12 protein-coding genes are annotated in these 12,036 nt (G+C 45.7%); 10 read left to right on the forward strand and 2 right to left on the reverse strand.

What is annotated here, in order from left to right:
- Positions 1–108 precede the first annotated feature (108 nt).
- The 8 genes from MYF79_RS00600 to MYF79_RS00635 all read left to right on the forward strand — a co-directional run bounded on the left by MYF79_RS00600 (position 109) and on the right by MYF79_RS00635 (position 7,810).
- Entirely contained in the window at positions 109–639 is a 531-nt protein-coding gene (locus MYF79_RS00600) for a GNAT family N-acetyltransferase (RefSeq protein WP_247812054.1), read from the forward strand.
- A 1-nt stretch (position 640) separates the two neighbouring features.
- Positions 641–1,552, forward strand: a complete 912-nt coding sequence (locus tag MYF79_RS00605) for a hypothetical protein (protein ID WP_247812055.1) — start codon at positions 641–643, stop codon at positions 1,550–1,552.
- Positions 1,553–1,554: 2 nt separating this feature from the next.
- The gene (locus MYF79_RS00610; RefSeq protein ID WP_247812056.1) at positions 1,555–2,373 is read left to right on the forward strand and encodes a helix-turn-helix domain-containing protein; all 819 of its coding nucleotides are present in this window, start codon (positions 1,555–1,557) and stop codon (positions 2,371–2,373) included.
- A 266-nt stretch (positions 2,374–2,639) separates the two neighbouring features.
- Positions 2,640–3,371, forward strand: coding sequence for a hypothetical protein (locus tag MYF79_RS00615; RefSeq protein ID WP_247812057.1), 732 nt, complete (start codon positions 2,640–2,642; stop codon positions 3,369–3,371).
- A 44-nt stretch (positions 3,372–3,415) separates the two neighbouring features.
- The gene (locus tag MYF79_RS00620) at positions 3,416–5,611 is read left to right on the forward strand and encodes a pyridoxal-dependent decarboxylase (RefSeq protein WP_247812058.1); all 2,196 of its coding nucleotides are present in this window, start codon (positions 3,416–3,418) and stop codon (positions 5,609–5,611) included.
- Positions 5,612–5,769: 158 nt separating this feature from the next.
- Entirely contained in the window at positions 5,770–6,177 is a 408-nt protein-coding gene (locus tag MYF79_RS00625) for a DoxX family protein (RefSeq protein WP_247812059.1), read from the forward strand.
- An 11-nt stretch (positions 6,178–6,188) separates the two neighbouring features.
- A complete protein-coding gene (locus MYF79_RS00630) occupies positions 6,189–6,533 on the forward strand; it encodes a YciI family protein (protein ID WP_247812060.1) in 345 nt (114 codons plus the stop codon).
- Between the two features lie 5 nt (positions 6,534–6,538).
- On the forward strand, positions 6,539–7,810 hold the full coding sequence (locus tag MYF79_RS00635) for an RNA polymerase sigma factor (protein WP_247812061.1): 1,272 nt from the start codon (positions 6,539–6,541) through the stop codon (positions 7,808–7,810).
- On the opposite strand, the gene MYF79_RS00640 is transcribed toward MYF79_RS00635, so the two are convergent.
- The gene (locus MYF79_RS00640; protein WP_247812062.1) at positions 7,789–8,598 is read right to left on the reverse strand and encodes an ATP-grasp domain-containing protein; all 810 of its coding nucleotides are present in this window, start codon (positions 8,596–8,598) and stop codon (positions 7,789–7,791) included. The genes MYF79_RS00635 and MYF79_RS00640 overlap by 22 nt on opposite strands.
- Positions 8,599–8,695: 97 nt before the next feature.
- Here MYF79_RS00640 and MYF79_RS00645 point away from each other — a divergent pair, with 97 nt between their 5' ends.
- Together MYF79_RS00645 and MYF79_RS00650 are read left to right on the forward strand one after the other, a co-directional pair.
- Complete coding sequence (locus tag MYF79_RS00645) at positions 8,696–9,493, forward strand: helix-turn-helix transcriptional regulator (RefSeq protein WP_247812063.1); 798 nt, start codon at positions 8,696–8,698, stop codon at positions 9,491–9,493.
- Positions 9,494–9,556: 63 nt separating this feature from the next.
- A complete protein-coding gene (locus MYF79_RS00650; RefSeq protein ID WP_247812064.1) occupies positions 9,557–10,513 on the forward strand; it encodes a nitrilase family protein in 957 nt (318 codons plus the stop codon).
- Positions 10,514–10,567: 54 nt separating this feature from the next.
- Here MYF79_RS00650 and MYF79_RS00655 read toward each other — a convergent pair whose 3' ends face one another.
- Complete coding sequence (locus tag MYF79_RS00655) at positions 10,568–11,275, reverse strand: hypothetical protein (RefSeq protein ID WP_247812065.1); 708 nt, start codon at positions 11,273–11,275, stop codon at positions 10,568–10,570.
- Between the last annotated feature and the right edge of the window lie 761 nt (positions 11,276–12,036).

The following is a 12,036-nucleotide window of genomic DNA, read 5'->3' on the forward strand; positions in this document are numbered from 1 at the left end:
AAATAATTTAATTATTCTTATCTAGACACCAGGTTTAGCGTTAAGGCTTCGTGAAAATTGAAAGTTTCTTACACCAGCACATCGAAAGGGAATGACGATTTTTGGTACATGGATATCAACACAATCATTGAGGGAGCCCATGGCGTATCTTTAAGGAACCTGGAACGGGGGGACGCAGATGCGATGTCTGTGCTGGCAAACAATCCGGCAATAGCCCGTAACCTAAGGAATGCATTTCCACATCCTTATACACGGAAGGATGCGGTTTTCTACATCGAAAAGGCCCGGGAAGGCGCCTGGGGATATTGCCAGGCAATATATTATGAAGAAGCATTTGCCGGTGTCATTAACCTGATGCCCCAGGAGGATGTATACCGGCATACGGCAGAAATAGGGTACTGGCTGGGAGAGCCCTATTGGCATAGAGGTATCATGACAGAAGCGATCCGTCTTATGTGCCGGCATGCTTTCAGCCAGACGGGCATTATCCGCATCTATGCAGGCGTGTTTTCCTACAATCGGTACTCAGCTGCGGCACTGGTAAAGAACGGATTTGTACTGGAAGGCATCAGGAAGAAAGCGGTATTAAAGTACAATGAACTATTTGACGAGCATTTTTATGCATTATTAAAATCTTGACATGCAGGAGATCGTAGAGAAAATACAACGCAGAACAGGCATTGATCTGGTTAAGATCCTGTCGGAAGAGCTCTCGGGATCGGAGCTGAATTCACTGTTGCTCGAAGTATTCGACAGGAAAACTGCGCAGCTGACACCCGCACAGCTCTTACAGCAATACCGGCGCAACAGGTTTGTACAGCCTGCAGCTGTGGATGTAATGCAACTCCGGGAAAAGGGCCTGCATACGCTGCAATGCTTACAGCAACATGATTTCGTGCCCATCGAACTTTCGCCCGTTTCCATACTGGGCGCCTGTGCCGCCGTTGCTCCTGTTAGTCAGAAGAAAATTATCAGTGCCATCAGGGGCACGGAAGTGTTATCTGATGCCACCAATGCTATCGCCCTGCATATAGCCGACCAGAAAAAGAAACAAGGCGACAAGGGCCTGCTGAAATATTGTACTACGCAGCGGCATGTACGTACACCGCCGGTAAAGATCAAAGGACATAGCCCGCATTTTACAATTGCCTGTTGCGTTAGTGCAGGAATGGATACCGGCAGTTTTACTTTCGAAATAAATGCCGTCAGGGAGCATTTCCTGGCACTACGGGCTGTCCTGGTACAGGTATTCCAGGTCGAAGTACAATACTTTAAACTACAACCAAGAGGGGGGTACAATCAGGACCATCAGCTCACGGAAAAAGTCTTTGGTGAGATCAGGAATGAATTCCCAATTGTAGTGGATACAAGTGCGGCGCCAAACGATTACTACCAGGGCATACAATTCAAGGCTGTCATCAATATACATGGGGAAGCAATAGAAATTGCGGATGGTGGTTTTGTGAACTGGACACAGCAGCTGATGGAGAATAAAAAGGAACGGTGTTGTATATCCGGCCTTGGAATCGACTATCTTAGTCAAATAATGTAAGTATGATAAGAAGAGGCCAGCTTTTAACGGAAGACGCGAAAGAGCACTTTTTTAAGATCGCTTATCCGGCAGCTCCTTTCCAGGAGTATGTTGACTATTATTTTGAGATCAGCACCGATCCCGCTGCAGCAGACTTTTACATCAATGGCCTGCCTTCTTCCAATACACTGCTGGCTTTTAACCTGAATCAGCAGTCCTGGCATTCTTTAAAGGAGGGTAGTGATAAGCCCGCCGTTTTCAATCGAGCACACCTGTTGGGGCATACATCCATATTACATACCGGCATTTATGCCGGTGGTATGCATACTTTCTTTGTAAAATTAAGCCCGGGTATTGCAGCATTACTGTTTAGAGAAGCGGCAGCCTCCTTTGTCAATACACATACAGACCTCTCCTGCCTATGGACCAGGGAACTGCCGGCGGAGCAGCTAATGGAAGCTGCCAGTTTCAGGGAGCGGATAGAATTATTTCAGCAACTGCTGATGAAACGCATGGTGCATGACCGTCACCACCTGAAGGTACAGCGCCTGCATCAGATGATGAAAGCCTTCCACTCGCTGCAACTGAAAGGTGAAAAAGAAATCGAAAAGATCTGTTCGGCCAACTGGGTCAGCTATGCATCGGCCAGAAGGGATTTCCTGCAATACATCGGATTTACGCCTAAATATTGCCAACGGATCAGCAGGCTAAAGCGTGCATTAAAAGCATATAAAAAACATGGCTATCATTTTTACTATGAAGATTACGGTTACACCGATTTTTCCCACTTTGCAAAAGATAGCAGGCAAATAACAGGACGCCCGCCCTCACTTTTGATATAGCAGCCACTGATGAAAAATATTTTCAGGAATTCGAAATATGCCTTAACTTAACAATACAACTGCGAACGGCTTTATTCTAGTACCTCAAAGAGATTTAAAATTACACGTTACTATCAACGTTCACCAGACATTACAGGTTACTTGTTCTGACATAAGCAGATAACGCCCAGGCTGTATCCTTGAGCTCAATGCCCGGTATATACCACCGGAAGGACTTTTTATTCTCACACCTTTCCAATCACATGCAAACACCTTAATTCCTTGCAATGATGAAAAATTCCATTATCAACACCCCGGATCAACATGGCTTTATATTGAATGGTACAGAAACATTATACATCTGCCATCTGCCCATGTTCAATATGGAAAATCACATGTACCAGGCCACACTGGAAGTCACTATTTCAGCTGAAGCGAAAGCAGCTTATCTGAAAGACAGGCAGGAAAATCCCGGCAATTATTATGTATTGGGCAACATACAAACTGATCTGTTCACTATTCCGGATATCATGCTGGGCAAGACCCAAAACTTCCAGGCAGACATTTTCCGGAACATGCCTGCAGACCCGAACAAGGACCAGCCACTTATCCACAATATAACCACCACGATCACCAGGATCGTATATGCCCGCCATTTCGATTACTCCATCCCTTATCCCGACGATCTTACCTACATCATTTTCGGCAATGAGAAGGAAGCATTTATTGACCACTATCTCACCGAAGAGCAAGACTTTCTGAACATCATGGCGCTGGACAAAGTTCCTGACTGGCTGCCACTTGATCAACTGGCTATCTCCGCCAATGTGGGCTTTATCGGTTTACCGTCCACGCCGATGCCAGAGACGCCGCCACTGTCGCCTGGCAGCTATAAAGTAACCTTCCAGGGGCAGGACGACCTCTATGAATTACATGTAGGGGAGGATATTTTCTTCGACACTGAAATCGTGAATATGGCAGCCGAACAAACAGTGATGAAGGGCTTCTATGTATACTAAGAGAGACCATTATTACACATTCACCCCATCCAAATAATACCGTTATGAAACAAGCTCTAAGCTCCCGGCAGCGCTTTGCGCAAAACCTGGCGCAGCAACGTGAAGAAATACTGGCCAAGCTCAAGGTAACAGGAACAGGCTCCGACGACCTTGCCGGCTGGTTCCTGGGCCCTAAAGCAGAAAATACAGAACTGCTGCAGGCACTTATCCACCAGGCGCTGGACAATCACTGCAACGACCGTAAAACCCTCTACCCCAATGATCCGGTATATGTGACCGAAGAAATGAAACAAACGCCGGAATACCAGCAAACGGTAAGCGTACTGAAAAATAAGCTGGACGTGCTGCTGCAACAGTTGAAAGGCTCCGTACCTTTCTGGAGTTACCGCTGGCAGTCGCATATGAACTGGGACACTACCCTGCCCAGTATGGCCGGTTATTTCGGCACCATGTTATATAATCCCAACAACGTTGCCGCCGAGGCGTCTCCCGTTACGACAGTACTGGAAATGATTGTGGGCGACGAACTTTGCAAGATGCTGGGATATAATATCTCCGGCGAATCGCAGACACTGGGACCGAAAGCATGGGGACATATTACCTGCGATGGCTCTATTGCCAACAATGAAGCCATGTGGGCCGCACGTAACCTGAAGTATTATACTATCAGCCTGGCTGCGGCCATCAAAAACGAGCCATTACTACAGAAAGCCGGCGCTTTGAAAATAAGACTGGCCGACGGCTCTGTTACTACCATGGCCGATGCAGGCAGCTGGGAGCTCCTGAACCTTTCTGTTGACGAGGTGCTTGGCCTGCCGGACAGGCTAAACACAGAATTCCATATCAACCTGGATCTGCTTAACGATATCATGGAGAACTACAGCATCCAGAATATCGGTTTTGACGGCATCAATAAATATATAGACAGCGGCATCAAATCGCCCGTACTCATGGCTGCTTCCACCTGTCACTATTCATGGCCTAAATCGGCCGCAGTGCTGGGCATTGGCGCCAATAACCTCATCAAGATCTATGTAGATGAAAATGCAAGGCTCCATATAGGCCGCCTGAAGGAAGAGCTGCAAAATGCGCTGGACAACCGCATGCCGGTGCTGATGGTCGTAGCTGTAATAGGCACTACGGAGGAAAGTGCAGTAGACCCCCTGAAAGAAATTGTAGCGGTACGCGAGGATTTCAGGAAAAAGGGCCTGAACTTCGTGATCCACTCAGATGCAGCCTGGGGTGGCTATTTCACATCCATTCTCCGGAAACCGGAACGCCAGTTATCTAACAGGTTTGTGCTGTACACTCCTACGCTGACCATGAACGCGTATGTAACAGAACAGTATGCGCATATTCACCAGTCGGACTCTATTACGATAGATCCGCATAAAGCAGGCTATATTCCTTACCCGGCAGGCGGCCTTTGTTATAAGAACGGCGCTATGCGTAACCTCGTAGCATTTGCAGCGCCGGTGGTATACCATGGTGGTGTAGATCCGACGGTAGGCATTTATGGACTGGAGGGCTCTAAACCAGGCGCCGCAGCAGCTGCCGCTTATATGAGCCACCAGGTAATTCCGCTGGACCAGAGCGGTTACGGCCAGATCCTCGGGAAGTGCCTCTTCAACAGCAAACGCCTGTACAGCGCCTTTATTACGATGGCAGAACCAGATGATCCTTTTATCATCGTGCCATTCCAACGGCTGCCGGCAGAAAAGAACGGAGAAGGGCCGGACAAGATAAAGCAACAATACGAGTTCATTAAAGAGGAGATCGTGCCCAGGACCAATGAACAGATCATGGCCAATCCGCAGGCCGTGGCATTATTGCCGGAACTGGGCAGTGACCAGGTCATTATTACCTACACCTTCAACTTCAAGGAAAACGGGGTGCTTAATAAGAATGTGGATAAACTGAATGAATTAAACCTGAATATCTTCCAGGCTTTAAGTCTTTCACCGGGCGAACATGATCATCCGTCCAAAACACCGATGTATTTAACCCAGTCACAGTTCGACAATGAATCGTACGGTAAATCATTTGTAGATGATTATAAAAAACGCCTGGGCCTATCCGTCGATAATGATGAACCGGTGAACATCCTGATCTCTACCACCATGAACCCATGGCTGACAGATACATCTGAAGGCAATTTCATACCTGAACTGGTGAAGGTGTTACGCCAGACAGTACTGGAACAGGTAGAAAAGCTGGTAGGCGCGCTGGAAGAAGCATAGGGAACGGTTAACAAGTGCATCATAAAAACAGGAAGGGGCTGTCTCAGGGAGCAGCCTCTTTTTATTTGGGTTCCTGGGGAGCCAGCTGCTTATTAAAATGATATTGTTGTCCCCATACCTCACTTTCGATCGTCATAGGGGAACACAATATTCATACTATGACGGGCAAAACAAACAAGATCATCTACCGGGCAAGCACCGTTTTCGTAGCCATGTTTTCCATCCTCGGCGCCTGGGGCTTACTGGCAGCACCTTTTTTTATCGACACCGTACATGCAATGGGCTATCCCAATTATTTCAGGATAAGCCTGGCAGTCTTTAAGATACTGGGCGGCGTGGCGCTATTGATCCCTATTCCTGCCAGGATGAAGGAATGGGCTTATGCAGGGATCGGTATCAATGTAATATCGGCTATTATTTCATTTTCCGCCATTCATGCGCCGGCCGCAAGTTTTATATCGCCCCTTATAGCACTGGTGATCTTAATCATTTCTTACGTTTATTTTTGCAGAACAGTTCACTTGTCCCCTTCCGTCAATTTCGATCGTCATGAAAGGGAACAATAAAATCCATAGTAATGAAAGAGTTTGTATTAATCTTCAGGACCAGCAACAACGCGGATTTCAAGCCATCCCCTGAGCAGATTCAGGAAAGAATGAACTGGCTGGCCGGCATTGCCTCCCAAAACAAACTGGTTGATAAAGGGAATTCCCTCTCACCCCTCAGTGCCAAAACCGTAAGACCCGGTAATGTAGTGACGGACGGTCCATACACGGAGATTAAGGAATTTGTAGCCGGTTATGTCATTGTCAGAGCAGATAACCTCGATGATGCGACTGAACTGGCCAAAGACAACCCGGTATTGAAATCTGGTGGCAATGTGGAGGTCAGGGAGATCATGAAACGCGATAGCAATAATTAAGGCCGATGACAGAAAAGGCAACATCGCAACAACTTTTACCCCATCTGTTCAGATTGGAGTACGCTAAAATGACGGCCGTCTTATGCCGTCATTTTGGCCTGCAACATATTGAGACAGCGGAAGACATTGTTAGTGAAACATTCCTGACAGCGTCGGAGGTATGGGCTGAGGGTGGATTACCTGCCAATCCTACTGCCTGGCTTTACACCGTCGCCAAAAATAAGACGAAAGACTTTCTCAGGCGGCAGAAGATCTTTGAAACGAAGGTTAAAGGGAAGCTCCCAACAGCTGAAGCAATACCCGAACCTGAGATTGAATTCACGCAAGAGCGCTTCAACGACAGTCAGCTGGCCATGATCTTTGCGGTTTGCAACCCGGCCAATGCACCTGAATCCCAGATCTGCCTGGCGCTGCAAATTCTATGCGGATTCAGTGTAGAGGAAATAGCGAACGCTTTTCTTACGAAAAATGAAACCATCAAGAAGCGTTTACTCAGGGCAAGGACAAATCTACGGAATGATGATTTCAAGATCACCACATTACAGGAAGATGCTGTTCAGTCCAGGCTCGATACCGTACTCAGAACTTTATACCTGTTGTTCAATGAAGGGTATTGCTCCGCGTCCAATAATCATGCTATAAGAAAAGAGCTCTGCTCTGAAGCCATCCGGCTTACGCTTTTGTTGACAGAAAATCCCACTAGTAATACAACAAAAGTGAATGCCCTTCTTGCGTTAATGTGTTATCAAAGCTCCAGGCTGGAGGCAAGGGAAAATGAAGCAGGAGAAACGATATTGTTTGAACAGCAGGATAAAGACCTTTGGAGCCAGGAGCTGATCGACAAAGGAAATTACTACCTGGTGAATGCCTGTTCAGGCAATGAAGTATCTAAATATCACCTCGAAGCCGGCATTGCTTACTGGCATACAACACCCACTGACAATAAGAAATGGGAGCATATCCTGCAGCTTTATAATGAGCTTATCCTCATAGAGTATTCTTCTATGACAGCCCTGAACAGAACCTTTGCTTTTGCCAAAGTATACGGATATGACAAGGGTATTATAGCAGCAGAAAAGTTACAACTGGAGGATAACAGTTATTATCATTCCCTGCTGGGGTATCTATATGCAGGCAGAGATGTCGACAAGGCTGTTGCTCATTATAATACTGCTATCAAGTTGACGAAGTCGGCCGCGGAAAGGAGGACTTTGTTGAAGGAGGTAGGGCGGTTGACTTCCGCCTGCGGATCCGCTCAACCATTCGATATAAAATAATCAGAAACATTACTGATAATACTGCTAATATCACCCTTGTAGAAACCCGCACCATTCATACAACCACATTCTACAATAAAGTATTCATCCCCACACAAACAAATATCCATCACAAATACATCGTGAGGGGTGTATTCAAGGCATCTGGATTCTGCAAAATCTACTACGGCCGCCGGACATCCTTCTTCCTTCCTGAGTTTAAAATACTCCCTGTACTTAGAGGCAGCGACCACTTTTTTATTAACGATCCAAAGCCGCCATTCGTATCGAATATTATACGGTTCAGATATTACAATCCTGCTCTCCGCGGATAAAGTGCTATTCTCAATCTGCATAAGCATATTGAACCACCCCTCTATTTCATCAAACCGCTTTGTTTCACCAGCAAACGACTTACTATCGTCATCCGGACGAATAAATAACAGTTTATCTCCAGGATACGTCCTGTTTTCCATGAGTTCTCTAAAAGTAGAGATACCGGCTTCATAGTTGAGCATATGCCGTCCCCATTGACTGTTATAATTCTCTATTGAGAATGCCTCTTTATTAAAGAAGATCCCTTCACGCAGCGATACATCTTCATAGGCTAAAGCATTAAATGTAGTAGAGCCATAGATGATGGACCTGCGGCTCCTGTCAAACAGGGGCAGCTCTGCAGTAAAGGGAATGATATCCAGGGAAATAAAAGGAGCTCCGATCTTTTCACAGGCATTCTTCATTCCTTCAAAATCGGCTTGGCTGGTTAGATTCCGCTGTACAACCCATTGAATATGTTTATACTTTTCCATAGGGGGATTTGAGGACGAAAATAAAGTTCTTTTTTTACGAGTACTCAATTTTATCTGAGAGTAAATATGTATTAATTTACACTAACAATTACTCCGTATGCAGATCCAGCCACATCCTGCTTTAGCACATCTTGTCCGGCACTACCTGGTACTGGAGGAGCGGGAAGCTGTTAACTGGCAGCATCGATTGTTTACTGATGCCAATACGGGGTTAGTGTTCAATCTTGGAGAGGCAGCTTTTCATATTTCGGATGCCTCGCCATCGCAGCATGCCGCCTGGTTATACGGGCAGATCAATAATTATCATGATCTTTCTCTTTCCGGTCACATCAAATGGATCATTGTAGTGTTCCGGCCTTATGGCGCTCATCAGCTCTGGGGTGTACCTGCATCGGAATGGAATAATTGCTTTTTTCCTGCCAGCGAGGTGCTGGGCGCTTCCATTCATGTTATTACTTCCAAATTGCTGGCTACAACGTTATTAAGTCAGCAGCTCCAATTGATCGATACATTCCTTCTACACCAGCTGGATAAGCGCCGGCGTCCCGAGCCGGTTGTTATTCAAGCTGTGGAGGAAATTACAAAGCACGAAGGTACGCTGCAGGTAGAATGTTTGCTCAGGAAGCTGTCAGTAACTGAGCGCACATTAGAAAGAAAATTCAAACTACATACCGGTATCACTCCCAAACAATTTTCCGGTATTACCCGTTTAAATGCCAGTGCGAAAAGAATAAAAAGGATGCAGGCGGAAGATACGCTTACTGACATCGCCTATGAAAGCGGCTATTTTGACCAGGCTCATTTTATTAGGGATTTCCGGAAATATACCGGTTTTACACCTCAGCAATATCAGCAGGAGGTGCATCCGCTGGCGTTAAACTTCCTGCAATTGTAATCTGTCGGATTTATACAATTCAATAAAACCCGGCTGGCATATTTTGCAGCACAATCATTCCATATGCTGCCAATAAAAATAGCTACTGCACAGTTCGAAAACCGAAGCAACGATAAAGCATATAACCTGGGGGTTATCCGATCCATTGCTGCACAGGCCAAATCGCAGGGAGCGCAGGTGATCGCGTTTCACGAATGTTCTATCACGGGTTATACTTTTGCCCGGCATCTGGACCGCCGGCAATTGACAGATGTTGCAGAATCCATTCCTGATGGTGAAAGCATACAGGCCTTAATTGCTATTGCAAAAGAGCTGGATATTGTGATCCTGGCGGGGCTGTTTGAAAAAACAGATGATGGTTCATTATATAAAGCCTATGTATGTGTGGATAAAACAGGTTTGCTGGCCAAATACCGCAAGCTGCATCCTTTCATTAACCCACATCTCACCCCGGGCAATGAATATGTTGTGTTTGACCTGTTGGGATGGAAATGCGGCATACTGATCTGCTACGACAATAACATCATTGAAAATGTCAGGGCTACCGCTTTGCTGGGCGCTGACATCATCTTTATGCCACATGTAACGATGTGTACCCCTTCCACCCGGCCTGGAGCCGGGTTTGTGGATCCGGCGTTATGGACATCCCGGGAAACTGACCCGACCTCGCTGCGCGCGGAATTTGACGGATTAAAAGGCCGCAGCTGGCTAATGAAATGGCTACCGGCAAGAGCATATGATAATGGCATCTATGCCATCTTCTCCAATCCAATTGGTATGGACGACGACCAGTTGAAGAATGGCTGTTCGATGATCATTGATCCGTTTGGAGATGTCGTTGCTGAATGCAGACGCCTGGGCGATGACTTTGTGATTGCAACACTTACGCCGGAAAAACTAACACAATCAGGTGGATACCGCTACCGGAATGCAAGGCGGCCGGAGTTGTATGGAGCAGTCATTTCGGCTCCTCATAAGGCGGTACAGAAAGTAGTATGGATGCAGGATACCGAAAAATAAATACATTAAAAAGGCCGCCCGGAAACGGGCGACCTGGTTCATTATCACTGTTTTCTATTGCTTTGTCAGGGGGCGGCGCAGTATCTGCACCACAAGTGTGTCTTTACTGTTATCCTGGCTCAATTTAGATACTACATTAGGATCGAAAAGCATAGCAGGTCCGGCAAGGTAGCCGAGGGCTGTCAACTCCATTGGCACGCCAAATGGCGATGACTCCCACCGGGTTGAAGTAACAGTTGCCACTACATATGCAAAATAGTATTGACCATTTACAATCCTTACCGGATATTGCTTCCTGTACTTACAGGGTGCAGTATAATAGGTGGGACACTGTGATGCAGGGCCGCCCAGTTGCACCAGATTAATTAAAGAATCAGCTACAGTTCTGTTAGGCTTGGGGCTGTCTTCCGAATAATCTACCGCGGCCAGCATCATTAATGTATCATTTTTACCAAGGATCTCTGTCTTTATATTTCCCAGCAATACACTCTTCTCACCCTGGAATTCGAGGGTATACGAGGAAAGATGCGTACCAGCGCCAGTGGATGCATCTAATATGTAAGAGGAGGCACGCCCCCTGCGCGTGAGGTAATCCTTAATCACCGCTTTGTCATATATGGTAGTAGTACCGGTGTACATGACAGTTTCATCTACCGATACAACGTCGCCAGGACTATACGCATTCCGGGAAGTTCCATTATCATCTTTACTACAGGCAAATACGCAGGTACATATCACTACTAAAATCAGCATCTTTTTCATGGTTCGATCAATCTTTAATTTTGAGTTTGTTTTACAGTAAGACAGGGAATACTGAAAAACTCCTACGCCCCGTAAAGATTTTTTTAAAAAAGTTTGATCAGGACATATATATTAGATATTAGGCCATTGTTTTACAGGCTATTAGAACATCCATCCTGACCGGCTCAACCAACTACAGTACATTGTTAACTACTGCATATAAAACAGGCCGCCGTTCAAAAAAAGAAACAGCCCGAAAACGGGCCGTAACTTCTCCTTTCATTTTTTACCCTCCTATTATTTATTCTTTTTTTGCTCCAGTAAATTTTTAGGTGATTGTTTAGATGATTCGACAGCTGTCTTAGTGGCTCTGCCACGACTCATTATAAATCCCAGGTAAATGATCAATGCGATAATCACAGCTATTGGCCATATCCTCTGTTTCAGCATTTCCTTCATTGTTACAGGATGATATTGGTCATGATAATATTTAAAGCGGAATCAGGGCAGTAACACCCTGCTGCAGACATTATTGCTGCTGCGCATGGTTAGATAATAATCAGGATGTATTAAAGCATCAGGCTACTTGCCGTGTGGTAATAAATAAGGTTTCGTTAGAAAATGGTATTTAAGATTGAATATTCGGTGTACGATCACTATGGTTTTCTGAGTTTTTGCTTTTGAGGTCAGTCTGATAATAAATATACTGATAATTTGCATACAGAGAACAAAAAAATTACTCACAATTCTTTTATAATGAATCAGTTATTATTAAGTCATTT

The sequence above is a fragment of the Chitinophaga filiformis genome, assembly GCF_023100805.1.
Classification (GTDB): Bacteria; Bacteroidota; Bacteroidia; order Chitinophagales; family Chitinophagaceae; genus Chitinophaga; species Chitinophaga filiformis_B.

Coding starts and splice junctions, on each gene's coding strand:
- MYF79_RS00600 (WP_247812054.1), top strand. CDS start 109: ATGGATATCAACACAATCATTGAGGGAGCCCATGGCGTATCTTTAAGG.
- MYF79_RS00605 (WP_247812055.1), top strand. CDS start 641: ATGCAGGAGATCGTAGAGAAAATACAACGCAGAACAGGCATTGATCTG.
- MYF79_RS00610 (WP_247812056.1), top strand. CDS start 1,555: ATGATAAGAAGAGGCCAGCTTTTAACGGAAGACGCGAAAGAGCACTTT.
- MYF79_RS00615 (WP_247812057.1), top strand. CDS start 2,640: ATGATGAAAAATTCCATTATCAACACCCCGGATCAACATGGCTTTATA.
- MYF79_RS00620 (WP_247812058.1), top strand. CDS start 3,416: ATGAAACAAGCTCTAAGCTCCCGGCAGCGCTTTGCGCAAAACCTGGCG.
- MYF79_RS00625 (WP_247812059.1), top strand. CDS start 5,770: ATGACGGGCAAAACAAACAAGATCATCTACCGGGCAAGCACCGTTTTC.
- MYF79_RS00630 (WP_247812060.1), top strand. CDS start 6,189: ATGAAAGAGTTTGTATTAATCTTCAGGACCAGCAACAACGCGGATTTC.
- MYF79_RS00635 (WP_247812061.1), top strand. CDS start 6,539: ATGACAGAAAAGGCAACATCGCAACAACTTTTACCCCATCTGTTCAGA.
- MYF79_RS00640 (WP_247812062.1), bottom strand. CDS start 8,598: ATGGAAAAGTATAAACATATTCAATGGGTTGTACAGCGGAATCTAACC.
- MYF79_RS00645 (WP_247812063.1), top strand. CDS start 8,696: ATGCAGATCCAGCCACATCCTGCTTTAGCACATCTTGTCCGGCACTAC.
- MYF79_RS00650 (WP_247812064.1), top strand. CDS start 9,557: ATGCTGCCAATAAAAATAGCTACTGCACAGTTCGAAAACCGAAGCAAC.
- MYF79_RS00655 (WP_247812065.1), bottom strand. CDS start 11,275: ATGAAAAAGATGCTGATTTTAGTAGTGATATGTACCTGCGTATTTGCC.